This is a genomic window from Larkinella soli (assembly GCF_003703975.1).
GTDB lineage: Bacteria > Bacteroidota > Bacteroidia > Cytophagales > Spirosomataceae > Larkinella > Larkinella soli.
In genome coordinates this window covers 156450-173401 of the sequence record NZ_QTJY01000009.1, presented here as the reverse complement: position 1 = coordinate 173401, position 16952 = coordinate 156450, and the positions used below count along the sequence as shown (strand labels likewise).

11 protein-coding genes are annotated in these 16952 nt (G+C 60.3%); 8 read left to right on the top strand and 3 right to left on the bottom strand.

Going from position 1 to position 16952, the window contains the following annotated elements:
- Nucleotides 1-61 precede the first annotated feature (61 nt).
- From DX909_RS17055 to DX909_RS17035, 5 genes are all read left to right on the top strand, one after another.
- Complete coding sequence (locus tag DX909_RS17055) at nt 62-916, top strand: fumarylacetoacetate hydrolase family protein (protein WP_128546400.1); 855 nt, start codon at nt 62-64, stop codon at nt 914-916.
- A 10-nt stretch (nt 917-926) separates the two neighbouring features.
- Nucleotides 927-2453 (top strand): aldehyde dehydrogenase (NADP(+)), encoded by a 1527-nt coding sequence (locus tag DX909_RS17050; protein ID WP_128546399.1) that lies wholly within the window; start codon nt 927-929, stop codon nt 2451-2453.
- A gap of 322 nt (nt 2454-2775) precedes the next feature.
- Nucleotides 2776-3270 carry a hypothetical protein gene (locus tag DX909_RS17045; RefSeq protein ID WP_128546398.1) on the top strand — a complete coding sequence of 165 codons (495 nt, stop codon included), beginning with the start codon at nt 2776-2778 and terminating at the stop codon, nt 3268-3270.
- A 150-nt stretch (nt 3271-3420) separates the two neighbouring features.
- Complete coding sequence (locus DX909_RS17040) at nt 3421-4350, top strand: hypothetical protein (protein WP_128546397.1); 930 nt, start codon at nt 3421-3423, stop codon at nt 4348-4350.
- Nucleotides 4351-4404: 54 nt separating this feature from the next.
- Complete coding sequence (locus DX909_RS17035) at nt 4405-5292, top strand: hypothetical protein (RefSeq protein WP_128546396.1); 888 nt, start codon at nt 4405-4407, stop codon at nt 5290-5292.
- 53 nt (nt 5293-5345) lie between these two features.
- Here the strand turns inward: DX909_RS17035 and DX909_RS17030 are convergent, their stop codons facing one another.
- Complete coding sequence (locus DX909_RS17030) at nt 5346-8534, bottom strand: two-component regulator propeller domain-containing protein (RefSeq protein WP_164851317.1); 3189 nt, start codon at nt 8532-8534, stop codon at nt 5346-5348.
- 213 nt (nt 8535-8747) lie between these two features.
- On the opposite strand from DX909_RS17030, the gene DX909_RS17025 reads away from it, so the two are divergent.
- Both DX909_RS17025 and DX909_RS17020 read left to right on the top strand, forming a co-directional pair.
- Nucleotides 8748-9989: a histidine kinase gene (locus DX909_RS17025; protein WP_128546394.1), complete on the top strand. Its 1242-nt coding sequence runs from the start codon at nt 8748-8750 to the stop codon at nt 9987-9989.
- Nucleotides 9986-10726, top strand: coding sequence for a LytR/AlgR family response regulator transcription factor (locus DX909_RS17020; protein WP_128546393.1), 741 nt, complete (start codon nt 9986-9988; stop codon nt 10724-10726). The genes DX909_RS17025 and DX909_RS17020 overlap by 4 nt, the downstream gene beginning before the upstream one ends.
- Before the next feature lie 13 nt (nt 10727-10739).
- On the opposite strand, the gene DX909_RS17015 is transcribed toward DX909_RS17020, so the two are convergent.
- Complete coding sequence (locus tag DX909_RS17015; protein WP_128546392.1) at nt 10740-11903, bottom strand: alginate lyase family protein; 1164 nt, start codon at nt 11901-11903, stop codon at nt 10740-10742.
- A gap of 11 nt (nt 11904-11914) precedes the next feature.
- On the bottom strand, nt 11915-14092 hold the full coding sequence (locus DX909_RS17010; protein WP_128546391.1) for a glycoside hydrolase family 31 protein: 2178 nt from the start codon (nt 14090-14092) through the stop codon (nt 11915-11917).
- Nucleotides 14093-14358: 266 nt separating this feature from the next.
- Here DX909_RS17010 and DX909_RS17005 point away from each other — a divergent pair, with 266 nt between their 5' ends.
- Nucleotides 14359-16890 carry a TonB-dependent receptor gene (locus DX909_RS17005; RefSeq protein ID WP_128546390.1) on the top strand — a complete coding sequence of 844 codons (2532 nt, stop codon included), beginning with the start codon at nt 14359-14361 and terminating at the stop codon, nt 16888-16890.
- The last annotated feature ends 62 nt before the right edge of the window (nt 16891-16952 follow it).

The following is a 16952-nucleotide window of genomic DNA, read 5'->3' as shown; positions in this document are numbered from 1 at the left end:
CCGTAAAATTGGCCCTCGTTAAACTCTTTCAATTCTTTATTCCAATCCTTATTTATCGTCCATGAAACTCTACCGCACCCGCCGGGGCATCGTTGTCGAACACGAACAGGACGGTCAGCCGGGCCGTTTTCACCGCGCCCCCAGTGACGACTGGGATTACCTGATCAACCAGGACGATCTGTATGCCTTCCTTCAGACCGAAGTGCCCTCCTCGGCCGCTTCCGACGAATACCGCTCCTGGACCGAAACCGATCTGCTGCCGCCCATCGGCCAGCAGGAAATCTGGGCCTCGGGCGTCACCTATCTGCGCAGCCGCAACGCCCGCATGGAGGAAGCGAAAGACGCCGGTGGAGGGGATTTTTATGAGCGCGTCTATGATGCCGAACGGCCCGAACTGTTCTTCAAGTCGACGGCCGCGCGGGCCGTGGGTCCGGGCGATGCCGTCCGCATCCGGAAAGACTCGACCTGGAATGTGCCGGAGCCGGAGCTGACGCTGTTCATCACCTCGGGCGGCAGGATCATCGGTTACACGGTCGGCAACGACATGAGTTCCCGCAGCATCGAAGGCGAAAACCCGCTGTATCTGCCCCAGGCCAAAACCTACGACGGCAGCGCGGCCATCGGCCCCTGCCTGTACGTACCCGAAAAACCGATCTCCTCCGACACGATCATCCGGCTGGAAATCCGGCGTGAAGGCCAGACGGTCTTCAACGAAAGCATCGCCATCAACCGCATGAAACGCCGGCACGACGAACTGGTCGAATTCCTGTTCCGGGAAACTACTTTTCCGCATGGTTGTTACCTAATGACCGGAACCGGCATCGTTCCGCCGGACAGCTTCACGCTGGCGGCCGGCGACGAAGTGCTGATTACCATCGACCATATCGGTACCTTACACAATCGAGTAGAAATTTAAGTCTCTCCGAATGAGCTTCCAAGCAATCAATGCAACCACCGGCGAACCGCTGTCCGGCACTTTTGAAGAAACCACCGCGCAGGAAGTCGATCAGGCCTGCGGGCGGGCCGCCGACGCTTTTCCGGTCTACAGAAAACTTTCCGGCGAAGCCAAAGCCCGGTTTCTGGAACGCATCGCCGATGAGATCATGGCCCTGGGGCCGGAGCTGCTCGAACGCGCCCACCTGGAAACCGCCCTGCCTCTGGCCCGCCTGACCGGCGAACGCGGCCGCACCGTGGGCCAGCTACGGCTGTTTGCCCAATATGTCCGGGCCGGCTCCTGGGTGGATGCCCGCATCGATCCGGCCCTGCCCGACCGCCAGCCCCTCCCCCGCCCCGACCTCCGCCAGATGCTGATTCCGCTCGGCCCGGTCGGTATTTTCGGGGCCAGCAACTTCCCGCTGGCGTTTTCGGTGGCCGGGGGCGACACGGCCTCCGCGCTGGCGGCCGGCTGTCCGGTGGTGGTGAAGGCCCATCCGGCCCACCCCGGCACCTCGGAGCTGGTCGGGCAGGCCATCCGGCGGGCGGTCGAAGCCTGCGGCTTACCGGAAGGCGTGTTTCAGATGGTGCATGGCACCGGCACGGAGGTCGGCATGGCGATCGTGCAGCACCCGCTGATCAAAGCCATCGGCTTTACCGGCTCGTTCCGGGGCGGCAAGGCCATCTACGACGCGGCCGTGCGCCGTCCCGAACCGATTCCGGTTTATGCCGAGATGGGCAGCACCAACCCGGTCTTCTTCCTGCCCGCCATCCTGAAGGACAAAGGGCTGAGTCTGGCCCAGGCCTACGTCGACTCCGTCACGCTGGGCGTCGGGCAATTCTGCACCAACCCGGGGCTGGCCATCGTCAAACAGTCGGACGGCGGAGACGCCTTTCTGAGCCAGGCACGGCTGGCCATGACCCAGACTAAACCGGCTCCCATGCTGACGCAGGGCATTTTTCAGGCTTATTCCAACGGGGTCGAAAAGCTCAGTGCGATCTCGCGCGTTCATATTGCCAGTAAAACCGACACGACCGTCACCGATTACGCGCATGGGCATCCCACCCTGCTGTCGACCACGGCCGACGCGTTTCTGGAACACCCCGAACTGGCGGAAGAAGTGTTCGGGCCGAGCAGCCTGATGGTGGTGGCCGATACGAAGGAGGAAATGATGTCGGTCGCCAGAAATCTGGAAGGCCACCTGACGGCCACCGTGCACGGCACGCCCGAGGAGCTTCTGGAATATGCCGACCTGCTCGAAGTGCTGGCGCAGAAGGTGGGGCGGCTGGTCATCAACGGTTTCCCGACGGGCGTGGAGGTCAGTCACGCCATGAACCACGGCGGCCCGTATCCGGCCACGACCGACGTACGGACCACCTCCGTCGGCACGAACGCCATCCGGCGGTTTGCGCGCCCGGTCTGCTACCAGGGCTTCCCCGAAGAACTGCTCCCCGACGAACTGAAGACGGCCAACCCGCTGAATATCTGGCGGCTGGTGGATGGGGAATGGCAGCGATGAATAAAAAACGGCCACTGCTAAAAGCGGTGGCCGTTCCGGCTACTTACATGCAAAGGAATTGTACTCACAATAGGATCTATCGGTTGAGTAACCGGAATCAAAACCAGGGATGACCGTTCAGCCACGCTTTCCTATCGGGAAACCGGACACGATCAGAGGGAAAGACAGGAATTGTGAGTAAACGGTTGCCCGCCCTCTTTAAATTTTTAGGAAAACTTTACCAATAAGGGTTCCCGCCGACCCGTTATCGACTCAATCGGGCCGGTTATCGATCCGCGCTGGAACCCTCCCGCCGTCCGGCCTACCTTTGTCGGAAAAGACCATGCAGATCTTCCGATGTCTGATCGTGGGGCTGGCGGCTCTGAGTTTCGCCGGCCCTGCCGCCACCGCCCAGGTGCCCGACCGCCCCGCCTACCTCGACCAGAAAAAGCCCCAGCCCAAAGGCACCCGCTTTACCGACCTCCTGCCCACCAAAGTCGCTGATTTCGTGCGCGTCAGCTTCAAAGAGCCCCAGCCGGGCCTCGACGGGGAAGCGCTCTACAAGGCGGGGGAACAGGAGATATTCATGCTGTTCAGTCTGGCCGAAAACCGGGAGGAAGTGGATGAAATCCGCCGAACGATCCGGACCGAGGTGCAGAAGGAAAAGCTGAGCCAGCCGCAGCAGTCGCGGGTCGGCCATGAGCTGGGGTATATCCGTCTGATCGGGAAAACCATCGCTTTCTACGCCTGGAACCGGGGTTTCTACTGCTTTTCGGCCGACAGCAAAGGGGGCGACAAGGCCGCCCTCGACCGGTTCGTGCAGGCTTTCCCCTACTGACCCCCTTTCGGCTCCAGTTATCCGGTTTCGACGGTCGTCCGTTACTCCGGAGCCGCCAGTTATTGATTCCGGCTGGCCCCTTCCGCCCCGACGCCGATACCTTTGCATCGTTCATTCCAATAACACCACACCAAAACAACACAGTAAACTATGAACGCTTCCATCAAAGCGCTGGCAGTAGCTGCTGCCCTCCTCACCGCCGGCCTGACGGCCTGTCAGAAAGACAACCTCGTCCAACCTACTCATCCTCAGGCACAACCGACCGATGCAGCCGGACTTTCCGGAGGAGGTGGCGCCGCCGGCGGACGTACCCAGTACCGGCTCGTCAAGATCGACTACCTGATGCCCAACGGCTCCACGCTCGAAACCAAACTGCTCTACACCCGGAGCAACCAGCTGGTGAAAGTGAGCAATGCCGGAATGACGAAGGAGTATTCGTACGGCCCCAACACGATTCAGGTGCTGGAATCCATGGCGCTGCCGAACCAGCCCCTCAAAAAGCACAGCCTTACGACCTACTTCCTCACCGCCGGCGGCCGGGCCTGGAAATTCCACATCAATTATTTCGATCAGAACGAAGTCCTGAAACCAGGACCGGGCGTTGCCTACCTTTTCCAGTACAACGGAAACGGCCAGCTGGTCCGGATCGGGAGAGAGAATAACTCGAAGGACCGCGATACGCTGATCTACAACGGCAACGGCGATCTGGTGAAGGAATTCGGCTACAACGGTCAGGGCGAACCGGCCTTCGAACAGCAGCACTACTACGATAAACCCGGTTCGTATGCCGCCGACCTGAACACCGCCCAGGGCCTGCTGCCCGACTACGGCCCGCTGAACCCGTGGAATGTGCAGAGCGTCGACGAATACCTGCCTATCTTCGGTAAATTCCGGAAGCACCTGCCCAAACGGTACATTCAGATCGCTACGCCGGGTCAGGCGCCGAATGCCGACTGGTCGTTTGGGTATGTTCTCAACGCGGACAACTACGCCACCGAGCGCAAAACCAGAAGCATCAACGGCTCCGAGTGGAAACATACCTATAACTACATCGCCACTGAGGTAGCCCCGGTCCAATAACAATTCGCAGTTCCTTCTTTTAATATCCTCTTTCACACCAACACAACAAAAACGATGAATGCCTTTGCCAAACACGCTCTGGCCGCTCTGGCCCTTGTTTTCTCTCTGAGTCTGACCTCCTGCGACCGTGAAAACGCCATCGCCCCCGGTCGCCCGGAAGCCGGTGAAACCGTTCCCCGCCCCACCGGCAATACACCTAACGACGGCCCGGTATCGGTCTTCAAGAAGTATACGCTGGTCAAATACGGCCACTGGCAGCTCACCTACGACAATACGGGCGACCTGGTCAAAAAACAGTCGACCATCGACCCCACGCTGTTCCGCGAATACAGCCGCGCTTCCAACGGCTCCGGCATGACCATCCTGGACATGAACGGGGGCAAGATGTCCGGAAAAACGCTCATCCTGTTCGACGGGAAAGGCCGCGCCAAAGAATCGTTCATCACCAAGTACGGCTTTGCCAACGGCCAGCAGACGGCCGTCACCACCCGCTTCGCCTACCAGTACAACGCCGATAACCGCCTGGAGAAGATCACCAACCTGGACAACGGGAACCACTACTTCCTGTTCACTTACAACGGCAACGGCGACCGGTCCAAAGTGGAGATGTATAACAGCGGAAAGAAAACGGTTACGACTTACACGTACGTCGGCTTCAACCAGCCGCTGATTCCGGACTACAACCGTATGAACCTGGCCTGGATGCCGCTGTACGACAAGATCGACGAACACCTGCCCATTTACGGCAAGGCAAACAAGAACCTGCCGCGCAACCTCGAATTCCTCGACGTGCCGAGCGGTCAGGTGACGGATAAGGTGAGCTATAAATACAACCTGAACGCCGACGGTTACATCCTTCAGCGGGAAGAAACCCGGCAGACGGCCGGACAAACGCTGGTCGACACGTTCAGCTTCGATTACATCGTGTCTATGGGCCTGTAACCGATCGTTTCCGGTCCGGCCATTACAGACCTCCCCGCAGCGGGGAGGTCTTTTTATTGCACCATAAGCGGCAGCCGGATGACAACCTTCGTGCCGGCCGGTTCACCGTCGGGTCCGACCTTGTCGGTGATTTCGACCCCGGCGGGGCGACCCTGGCGCCGGCTGATGAGCTGAAGCCGTTCTTCGGTCACCTGCACCCCGACGCTCCGGTGCGACGGCAGGCTGCGGCTCCGGAGTTCGGCGGCTCTCCGGCGCCCGACGCCGTCGTCCTCGACGGTGCATTCCAGCTGATCGCCGTCGGGCCGGATGCCGACCTCGATGCGACCCCGGCCGGTGCGGTGCGCCAGACCGTGCAGAATGGCGTTTTCGATGAAGGGCTGGAGAATCATCGACGGAATGACGGTTTTCTCCCGGTCGAGCGCCGGGTCGGTGCAGAGCCGGAAATCGAATTTGTGGTCGAAGCGGAGCTGCTCCAGTTCGAGGTACAGCTGGAGCAGTTCCAGTTCGTTGCTCAGGCTGACCCACTCCTGCCGGGAGTTGTTCAGGATCAGGCGCATCAGCCGGGAGAACTTCACCAGAAACCGCTCAGCATTGTCGACGTCGTTCTGAAGCACGAACAGCCGGATGGCGTTCAGGGAGTTATACAGAAAATGCGGGTTCATCTGGGCCCGCAGGGCCTGCATCTCCGAGGTGGCGATACGCTCCCGGATCTCACTTTTTTCCTGCTGCTCTTCCAGCAGCCGCCGTTCCCGGCTTTTGGCCGCATAGACGATCAGCCCCAGCGCGAACAGCACCGCCGACAGCTGGAACCACCAGGCCTCCCAGAACGGCGGCTGAATGTAAATCGGCAGCATGGCGGCCCGGCTCCAGTCGCCGTCCTTATACCGCGCCCGTACCTCGAAGCGATATTGCCCCCCGCTGACGCCGGTATAGGCGGCAAACGTCCGCCCGTTGCTGAGCACCCAGCCCGGATCGTAGCCGACGAGCCGGTAAGAATACTCTACGGCCGTTTCCTGCGGCACCTTCAGCGTCGAAAAATCAAGGGTGAAGAAGTTCTCCCGGTACGAAAGAGCGATCCGCCGGATGCTCTCGTACAGCGGACGGGCTTTCTCGAACACCGAAATACCGCTGATGATGGGCTGGAGTTTCTGAGTCCGATGGCCGACGCGGGTGGGGTCGATGATGATGAACCGGTTGCCGCTCACGTAGGCCAGGTGCCCGTTCTGCAGCAGGCATTTCCCGCGCGAATAAAAATTGTTCTCCAGCTGTCCATAGTCGATCTTCGGATTTTCGATCTTCTCGTTGACCGGGTTGAAAACGGTAAATCCTTCGTAGGTGCCGACCCAGATGTTGCCCTGTGCGTCGGCTACGAGGCTGCGGCAGACGTCCATCAGCAGCCCGTCGGTTTCCATCCAGGACTTGAAGCGGTTGCGGGCCGGATCGTATTTGACCAGCCCCCCGCCTTCCGTCGCCAGCCAGACCATGCCCTTCGGATCGACGTACAGATCGTTGACGGGCTGCTGCAGCACCCGGGGCCGCTGGGCCGGGTCCGGGATGTGGGAGGTGATGCGGTCCTGCCGCGGGTCGTAGCGGTACAGCCGCCCCGAATATGTGCCGAACCAGAGATTGCCGTGGGCATCCTCCCCCATGGTGCGGGCATTGGTGGCATAGGTCGGGCCGATGAAGACGCTGTCCGGATTATACCGCCGGCAGGTTTTCGTTTCCGGGTCATACTGCATGAGATATTCGGCCGAAACGCTGAACCAGAGTTTCTTACGCCGGTCCTGGTAACACCAGTTGATCGACGACCGGTTGACGGCCTCGTTCGGGGCCGGGATCGGAAACCGCCGGAATTTCCGCGTTTCGGGGTTGAAGATGTGCAGGCCCTGCGTCGTTGCCATCCAGATTTCCCCGTCGATGTAGGCCATGCGGTTGATGCCGTTGAAAGCCGCCTTCTCCTGGGGGGTCGCGCCTGCCTTGTAGTGGCTGTACTGCCCGGTTTTCAGATCGTAGCCGAACAGCCCCTCCCCGTCGTCGCTGATCCAGAGGGTGCCGTTCCGGTCCTGAAGCATCGAGGTAAAATTCGACCGCTGCTCCAGTTCGGGGAACAGCCCGGCGGGTTTGTAGACGCTGAAAAACGTGCCGGCCGGGTTATAGACCCCCAGCCCGTACATGCCGCCGACATACACGGTGCCGTCCCGTGCCTGAAGCAGGTCCCAGAAAAAGTCGGAATTGATCGAGGCCGGGTCCCGGTCGTCGTGCCGCAGGGGCCGCCAGCGGCCGGTGTTTCCTTCCTGCAGGTAAACCATGTTCTGCCACGTACTGACCCACAGGTTGTTATCCGCATCGGCGGCAATGGTACTGAGCAGAGCGCCGTAGTTTCGGAAATTGTGCCGGACCACCTCTTCGCTGGCGGTGAGGGTGCGGTTTTGGGGCGAATACCGCATTAGCCGTCCTTTTTCGGGATTTCCGTCCTCATATTCCCCATAAACGAGACGGCCCTTGCGGTCGAACGCCAGCGGAACGGTGTAATGCCGGTTGAATACCGGCAACTGGTCGGGGTTGTTCCGGTAATGGTAAAAAACCTGTTTTTCCGTGTCGAAGCAGTTGATGCCGGCGGTGGTCGCGATCCAGAGCCAGGGCCGGGTCGGGTCTTCGGCCAGGCTGTTCCGATTGATGGAGGTCGAGCTGATGGTGCGGGGGTCGGACGGGTTGTGGCGGTAGGCGCGGAAGGCGTTGCGGGCCGGGTCGAAGGCATAGAGACCGCTCTGCGACGTCACCCAGACCGTTCCCCGGCGGTCGCAGAGAATGTTGGCGGCTTCGTTGTGCCGGAAGGGGTCGGTGGTGTTGGCTTCGAGCAGGTAATTGAAAAACCGGTTTTCCGACTTGGCATACCGGCTGACTCCGTTGGGCGTGGCGATCCAGAGGTCGCCGTTGCGGTCTTCACAGATGTCCAGGATGTTGTTGTGCGGAATCGAGTGCGGGTCGTTCCGGTCGTATTTGAACACCACGAAGCGGGTGCCGTCGAAGCGGTTCAGGCCGTTGAAGGTGCCGACCCAGATGTAGCCTTCATGGTCCTGAAACAGGCAGTTGACCAGGTTGTAGGACAGGCCGTTGCGGGTAGTCAGATTCCGGAAAAAAAAGTCGTTCGGGCGGGGGGGCGGCCCCGCTTCGGTCGGACCGGGACCGGCAACCGCCGACCTGACCGTCAACAGGAAAACCCACCAGCAGATGAAACGCATTCCAGAAAAGGTTACGGGCTGAATAAGACGAAACCGCCGGGCCGGGTATGGACTCCGCGCCTGTCGGCTGTCGGCAAAAATAAACGAAGTATCGGGATTTTTCGGCGAGTTACCGCTTCGGACTCTCCGGTTGTTCATTGGGCCTTTCAAAAATGTATTATTCCGTCTACTTTAGTCGTCATTACCACTTCGTCATGTTAAAATCAGCTAAATGTGTGTAAGCATGAAGTTCACATACGGGAAGACCAGGAGCGAAAGGCGTTAGAGGAAGAACTGGAAACCGAACGGGCCATTAACTTTTTCGCGATTTCCCTGATCGACCAGACGACCATCGACGAGGTCATGTGGGATGTCGCCAAAAACTGCATCGCCCGGCTGAACTTTGTCGACTGCGTGGTGTACTGGCTGGAGGAGGAGCGCGACGTCCTGGTGCAGAAAGCCGCTCATGGCCCCAAAAATATTCAGTCCCGCGAGATTTTCCACCCCATCGAGATTCCGGTCGGGCGGGGCATCGTGGGGACGGTGGCGAAGACGGGCGTAGCGGAAATCATTGCCGATACGTCCCGGGACGAGCGCTACATCGTCGACGACGAAATCCGGTATTCGGAAATTACGGTCCCGATCGTGTCGGAAGGGCGGGTACTGGGCGTCATCGACGCCGAACACCCCGAACGGGATTTTTTCCGGCCGAGGCATCTGCACATTCTGACCAGTATCGCCAGTCTTTGCGCCCAGAAAATCCGGCGGGTCCAGATCGAGCAGGCCTACCAGCAGACCGAGCGGCAGCTGCTCGAAAACAACAAGCGGATCGCCGAAACCAAGCTGGTGGCCCTGCGGATGCAGATGAATCCGCATTTTGTGTTCAACAGCCTGAATTCGATCAATAACTTTATTTTGCAGAACGAGGTGGAGCAGGCGTCGGCCTATCTGACCAAGTTCTCGCGGCTGATGCGGCAGGTGCTGGTCAATACGCAGACGGAGTGGGTCTCGCTGCGCAATGAACTGAAAGCCCTGTCGATCTATATCGAACTGGAACAGCTGCGCTGCGAAAACCCGTTCGAATCGGTCCTGACCGTCGATCCGGCGCTGAATCAGGACATGGTTCACGTGCCGCCCCTGCTGCTGCATCCGTACGTGGAAAACGCCATCCGGCACGGCCTGGTCCATCAGAAGGTCGGCACCCCGGTGCTGGAAATCTGCTGCGAACGGGAAGGCGATTTTCTGGTGATCCGGATCACCGACAACGGCATCGGCCGGGAAGCTTCCGTCCGCTACCAGACCAACGGCCTGACCGCCCACAAGTCGCACGGCAGCCGGATCACCCACGAGCGGCTCCAGATCGTCAATAAAATTTACGGTGTCGACGCCCACATCGACGTCACCGACCTGGTCGATCCTTCGGGCGCCCCGGCCGGAACCTGCGTTATGTTCACGATGAAACTGAAACAACCATGACCGCCATTATCGTCGATGACGAAAAACATTGCCGCGACGTCCTGAGCCTGCTGCTCCAGCGATATTGCCCCCAGATTCAGCTGCTTGCCTCCTGCGTCGACGGCGCGGAAGGGCTGCAGGCCATCGAGATGCACCGGCCCGACATCGTTTTTCTCGACATCGAGATGCCCGGCATGAGCGGTTTCGAATTGCTGGAAGCCTGCCGCTTCACGCGCTTCGACGTCATCTTCACGACGGCCTACAACGAGTACGCCATCAAGGCCATCCGGCACAACGCCCTGGATTACATCCTGAAACCCATCGACAAGGATGAGCTGGTGCAGGCCGTTCAGAAAGCCGAGCGCGAACAGTCGGCGCGGTCGTCGGCCCGGATCGAAAGCTTTGTCGAGTACCTCAGCCGCCAGAAGATGGGCGACCGCATCGCCCTGCCGACGCTCGAAGGGCTCCAGATCATCAACAGCGAGGAGATTTACTACTGTGAGTCGGACGGCGGCTACACGCGCTTCTTCCTGACCAACGGCAAGGTAATCCTGATCTCGAAGACCCTGAAGGAGGTGGAGGATGTGCTGGAAGCCAAAGGGTTCTGCCGCGTCCACCACGGCTACCTGATCAACGTGCGCTACGTGCAGCGTTACATCCGGGGCGACGGCGGGGAGGTCATCATGGAAAACAACAAGAACATCCCGGTGTCGCGCAACAAAAAACAGGAATTCCTGAGCCTGCTGGAGAAGATCTGACGGCCGGCGTTCGCTACAGCCAGATCAGCGGGTTCCGGACCGGCAGGTTCCGCAGCACCTCCTCGACCTGCGGGTCGTGATCCAGCCGTTTCCAGGTGGTCAGCCAGTCGGTCTGCCCGAAGGCGGCCGCCCCGAACACCAGGAAAGGGTGCGCCACGGGCCAGTCATTCCAGTACATGACGTCGGGCTTCAGCGGCCATTTCGACTTGTCGGCCACGTAGGGATACAGGTAGTCGATGCCCTTCCGGATGCCCCGGCCGTCGGGCGTCTGCCAGGTCCAGAGGTTGTCCGTGTTGTCGGAAAGTATCCGGCAGATCATCGCCATCGCGTCGAGGTTGAACAGCGAGTAGCCGTAGGGCTTGGTCCGGCGCAGTTCGAGCGGAAAACTGCCGTCGGACGCCATCTGGCCCGGAATCAGAATCAGCCGGTACCGTTCGCGGCAGAACCGCAGCAGCTCCTGATTGCCGGTCAGCCGGGCGAAAGCCGCCACCTGCATCACCCAGCAGGTGCCGTGGTTGTTCTTCGCTTCCATTTCCTCTTTACCGTACGGATGGGTCATCAGCCAGTGCAGGTAATCGGCGAACCAGTGACGCGTGGCCGCCAGAATCAGCTTGTCGGCTGCCCTCGCCTTCTCCATCACCCGGACGCCCTGCGCCACCTCCATCAGGTGGATGGTGTCGATGATGCCGATGCCCCGGCCCGTCGCCCGACCCTGGATGGCCTGCGCGTAATTCAGCGACGGGTTCATACGGGTGTCGGCGTCGACAAACCACGCATCCAGGTGCCGGAAAACCGCCCGCACGTATTTTGCCGAACCCGTCAGCTGATACGCCGACGCCAGCGCCCCCACGATGCGGCTGAACCGGATCATGGCCTGCCGGTGGGCGACGAAGTTGTCCGGATTGGTCATCCCGTCGCGCTGGACGTACGGCCCCGCCGGGTTGGTCGAATCGGGCCACCAGTAATCGCCTTCCGAGTAAAAATCGTGCGGGCCGCCGGCCGAACGCGGGCTGACGGCGGCCGTGACCGTCACCGGTTTCTGGTCAAGCGCCCAGGCGGCTTCGGCCAGGATGTGTTCGCGCAGCGTTTGGGAAACTTCCTTCCGAACGTCGTCGGCCGGAGTGAGAGCCACATAAAAAAGCCGGAAAGTGAGCAGAAAAAGCCAGAGGGTGTGCATCGGTGGGGCGCTTAGGGAGTCATGAAGGTCCAGGTTACGCTGCCGACGGTATTCGGTTTTCCTTTTTCCGCCGGGGAAATGCTGCCTCTCCAGCGCCCGTCGCGGGTACGTTCGGCCCGGAGCGTCCGCCAGCTGAACCGGCCTTTTTCGTAATCGAACGTTTCGCCGTCATCGTCGTAGAGCCGGTATTCACCCGGTTTTTCCCCGTAGTGCCGGATTTCCAGGTCTACTTTCTGCCCGGCTTTCGGTGCGTGGAGCATCGGCGGCATCAACGGAATCAGCGCCCCGTCCTTCACGAACACCGGTATTTTCTCCAGCCCCGGCGTCACGGTGATCACCTCGCCCTCACCCGCAAACCGGCCCGTATAGAAATCGTACCACCGCCCTTTGGGCAGAATCACCTTCCGCGACGTCTGCCCCGCAAACATCGGCGCCACCAGCAGGTATTCACCGGCCATGTACTGATCCCGGATTTCCTGCGAAACCGCTTCCTGGTATGGGTTGTCGTTCAGGCTCGCGACCACGGTCCGGCTCTCCGGCTTTTCATTGAAGCCGTCTTCCAGATTGACCGCCCGGAACGGCGGAATCCCGTCGTAATGATACCGCGCAAATTCGGTGTACCAGTAGGGCAGCATCCGCATCCGCAGCCGGGCCACCTCCCGCACCGGATCGGCCACCTCGGCAAACGACCAGGGCTTCGTGCCTTCGGACCAGGCGTTGATCATCGCCATCGGCGAAAAGCACACCGACTGAAACCGCCGGAGCCATTCCTCCCCGCTTTTCGAGGTCCGCACCTCGGGGGTCCACAGTGTGCCGATGAAACCGCTGTTGATCAGGCCGGTAATAAAATCCTGATGGCTGTAATTGTCATTGTAAATGACGTACGGAAACGACGAGCCGCCCCCGTTCGACGCCCGCACGAGGCCGTAGGTCCGGGTGTTGCGTTTCCGGAACAGGTCCGCACTCTGCCGCTGCACGAGCAGGCCGTAGGTCTGGCGCATCTGCTCGGCGCTGAGGCCCGACGGAAACGTCGCCACATCCGGCCAGAGCCAGACGTCGTTGCCGTCCACCTCGTCGATCTTGTAGCCGCTGACGCCGATCGCCAGGTGGTCTTTCTCAAACTGCTCCCAATAAACGGCCTGGGCTTCGGGCAGCGTCAGGTCCGGCACCAGCCCCGTCCAGACCGTGTGCGACCCGGACAGCGGAGCAATTTTCGGAAACATCGACGCGTCGGGCGAGACGTAGGGATTGGTCCAGAGGTTGACGCGGACGTCCTTCTTCAGCAGGTCCTTCACGAAACCGGCCGGGTCCGGGAAGCGGGTTTTGTCCCACTCGAACGTGCAGGGATAGGATTTGCTCTGCCAGCCGGGTTCCAGGCCGATGAAGTCGAGCGGATAGCCCCGGGTTTCGAACTCGGCGGCCTCCTGTTTCACCTGCTCCGCCGTATACAGCCGGTGGACGCGCTGGGTGAAACCCAGCCCCCAGCGGGGCGGCAGACAGCCCCCGCCGTTGAAGAGGTTGTAGCGCCGGACCACGTCCATCGGTTTCGGCCCGGCAAAGACGTAAATTTCGACTCCTTCCGCAGGCACAAGCATCTCGACGGCGTCGGAATACGGGCGGGCGCTCCAGGTTTTATCGGTGTTACGGTCTTTGGATTCGGCGGGGTGGCGGCTGTCGCGCCGGACGGCTGTTCCCGAATAAACGGTTACATAGCGGGCCGTGTTGACAAAGACGCCGTAGCCTTGCGACGACACGTAAAAGGGCGTGGGCGCGTGGGTCCGGCCGTTGTCCCGGTTGGCGTAGTGGTCCATATGGAGCTGCAGCACTTTCCCGCGCTGGTGCACACTCTGGAAGTTCAGCCCGAAGCCGTAGAGCTGCTCACCCCGTTCGAGCGGAAACCGCAGGTAGGTCCTGCCGCCGACGATGCGGGCCGCGATCGTTTCGGGAGCCAGCGGGAAGGCGGTTTTGCCCAGCCTGTCGAGGGCCGCCGTGTTGGGCTGCGCGCCGGAGGCCGTCAGCAGGTCATAGGCTTCCGGCTTCCCGACCGATCCTTTCCAGACGCCCGGCGCCGTTTCGACCCACTGAACGGCCGGGGTCGCCGGCTGGGCCTGGCCCGGCTGGGCGGGGGCCGTCAGGGAGCCGGTCAGCAAAAGCAGGAGGCCGGCCCAGACTTTTCCAGTTTTATTCATGTCGTATTTCAAAGTCGGATTCATTGGGGAAATACTATATCCCGTTGATGCCTCCGAACTTTACTTAAAGACAAAAATTCAATTTTTACCTCAATAAATACAATTAAAACAAAATCTCTCCCGGAATCTTTCAATTTTGAGAATACGGTTTGGTCGGTAAAAAAGCGGGACTCGTCGGCATTCTCCCTGTCATAGTCTATTCCGTTTTCCGTCCTCTACTTTTAAAGGTTGTTTTGTAAAGCCGTTCGGCAGAACATCCTTCAATCATGTCACGAAATCTATTCTTCTCCTTTTTGCTCCTCGTCGGTCTTTCCACCCGGACCGTCGCCCAGGCTCCGCCGGCGGGTTCCCCGGCTCCCTCCGCTCCTGCCGCCATCCCCGGCACGGCGGCCGACAACCAGCCGCGCGGGAACGGTAAAATCTCCGGTATCCTCATCGACTCCACCTCGAAAAAACCCGTCGAATATGCCACCGTGGCCCTGCTGAATCCGCAGACCCGCAAGCCCATCGACGGAACGACCACCGACGATAAAGGAAAATTCACCCTGAGCAAACTGGCCCCCGGCGAATACCGGCTTCAGTATTCGTTCATGGGCTACCAGAACAAGGAATCCCGCCTGCTTACCATCGAGAAAGGCACCGACCTCAACCTCGGATCGGTTGTGCTGTCGCCCGACGTCCGGACGCTGAGCGAAGTGACCGTGACCGGCCAGGCCGCCATGATCGAGGAGAAAGTGGACCGGCTGGTTTACAATGCCGACAAGGACCTGACGGCCAAGGGCGGAGACGCCACCGACATCATGCGCAAGGTGCCGATGCTGACCGTCGACCTCGACGGCAACGTCAGCCTGCGGGGCAGCCAGAACGTGCGGGTGCTGATCAACAACAAGCCCTCCACGATCGTGGCCAGCAGCGTCGCCGACGCCCTCAAGCAGATACCGGCCGACATGATCAAGACCGTGGAGGTGATCACTTCTCCCTCGGCCAAATACGACGCGGAAGGCTCGGCCGGGATCATCAACATCATCACCAAGAAAAATACCCTCCAGGGCCTGACGCTCAACCTCGACGGGGGTGCGGGAACGCGCTCCTCCAACCTCGGTCTGAACGGCAGCTACCGGGCCGGCAAACTCGGCTTCAGCCTCGGCGGTTTCGGCCGGGCCTTCTACAACAAGGCCGTGCTGAATACCAACCAGACCACCCTGCAGAACGGCAACACCATCCGGACCAGCCAGAACGCCGACGCCTTCGACAACGGCCTGTTCGGGCAGTATACGCTCGGCTTCGATTACGACATCTCGAAAAATCAGTCGCTGACCGCCAGCGCCCGCTACGGCATCCGGAATTTCCGGCGCGATCAGGATCTGATGACGCAGCTTTATACCAATAACCTGCTCAGTTCCACCTCCCTGCGGGATGTGAACAGCAAAGACCTTTCGAACTCCGTCGACGTCAACGTCGATTACCTGCACACCTTCAAGCCGCAGCAGGAATGGAGCGTTTCAGCGCAGTTCAGCAAAAACAACCTGACCAACAACTTCGACGCCGACCTGATGACCGGCGTAGGCGAACTGACGGGACGGCAGCGGAACATCAACCTGAACGAAAACCAGGAGTTTACGATCCAGACTGACTACCAGACCCCTCTGACCAAGAACCAGCTGCTGGAGTTCGGCGGGAAGGGCATTTTCCGTCAGGTGAACAGTAACTTCCGTTACCTGATCGCCGACCCGACCGCGACCGCGTTCTCGGAAGATGCCACCCGCCCCTCCGGTTTGCTGGATTACAGCCAGAACGTAGCCGCCACCTATGTGTCTTACACCCTGACGACGAAGAACAAGTTCACCTTCAAGGTCGGCAGCCGGTATGAACACACCACGATTTCAGCCAACAACGGCGAGAACAGCAAGATTGCCATCCCGGCCTATTCGAACCTGGTGCCGAGCGTCAACATCTCGAAGGCACTGAAGGGCGGAACGACCGTCAAGATCGCCTATAACCGCCGGATTCAGCGGCCGGGCCTGCAGCAGCTCAACCCCAACTTCAACGCGGCCAACCCGCAGAGCATCACCGTGGGTAACCCGGTACTGCGCCCGGAACTGACCGACAACGTCGAGCTGGGCCTGAGCACCAACATCAAAAAAACCTATCTGAACGTGGCGGTTTTCGGGCGGCAGACGGCCAACGCCATCACGCAGATCCGGCAGCCGGTGGATACCCTGGTGGGCGCCATCTTCACCACTTTCCAGAACATCGGGAAAGAGCAGGCGCTGGGCATGAACTTTTTCGGGAACATCGCCATCACGCCGAAATGGAGCGTCAGCGGTGGCTTCGACGGTTTCTACGCTCACCTCCAGGGCATGACCACCGGCCTCGACGGCACCTCCACTCCGGTAACCAACTCCGGATTCACGATCGGCGGCCGCCTGATGACGCAGGTGCAGCTCGGCAGCGGCTGGGGTCTCCAGGGTTTCGGTTTCGGCCGCAGCCCGCAGATTCAGCTTCAGGGCAAGCAGGGCGGTTTCCGGATGTACTCGCTGGGCGTCCGCAAGGACCTGCCGAACAAGAAGGGCAGCGTCGGTTTCGCGGCCGAGAACTTCATCGGCAACGGCGTCACGATCCGCACCGAATCGACCTCCCCGCTCTTCACGCAGACCAGTTCGATGCGCCTGCTGAACCGCAGCTTCAAGATCACCTTCAACTACAAGATCGGCAAGATGAGTTTCCAGCAGCCCGCCCGCAAGAAGAAGTCGGTCAACAATGACGACGTGAAGGAAGGCGGAGATAACCGGCAGTAAATTGACCACCCCCAACCCCCTCCTTACTAAGGAGGGGGCTTTTTTTGTCATGCGGGGTTCTC

Coding starts and splice junctions, on each gene's coding strand:
- DX909_RS17020 (WP_128546393.1), top strand. CDS start 9,986: ATGACCGCCATTATCGTCGATGACGAAAAACATTGCCGCGACGTCCTG.
- DX909_RS17015 (WP_128546392.1), bottom strand. CDS start 11,903: ATGCACACCCTCTGGCTTTTTCTGCTCACTTTCCGGCTTTTTTATGTG.
- DX909_RS17030 (WP_164851317.1), bottom strand. CDS start 8,534: ATGCGTTTCATCTGCTGGTGGGTTTTCCTGTTGACGGTCAGGTCGGCG.
- DX909_RS17040 (WP_128546397.1), top strand. CDS start 3,421: ATGAACGCTTCCATCAAAGCGCTGGCAGTAGCTGCTGCCCTCCTCACC.
- DX909_RS17045 (WP_128546398.1), top strand. CDS start 2,776: ATGCAGATCTTCCGATGTCTGATCGTGGGGCTGGCGGCTCTGAGTTTC.
- DX909_RS17005 (WP_128546390.1), top strand. CDS start 14,359: ATGTCACGAAATCTATTCTTCTCCTTTTTGCTCCTCGTCGGTCTTTCC.
- DX909_RS17010 (WP_128546391.1), bottom strand. CDS start 14,092: ATGAATAAAACTGGAAAAGTCTGGGCCGGCCTCCTGCTTTTGCTGACC.
- DX909_RS17050 (WP_128546399.1), top strand. CDS start 927: ATGAGCTTCCAAGCAATCAATGCAACCACCGGCGAACCGCTGTCCGGC.
- DX909_RS17035 (WP_128546396.1), top strand. CDS start 4,405: ATGAATGCCTTTGCCAAACACGCTCTGGCCGCTCTGGCCCTTGTTTTC.
- DX909_RS17055 (WP_128546400.1), top strand. CDS start 62: ATGAAACTCTACCGCACCCGCCGGGGCATCGTTGTCGAACACGAACAG.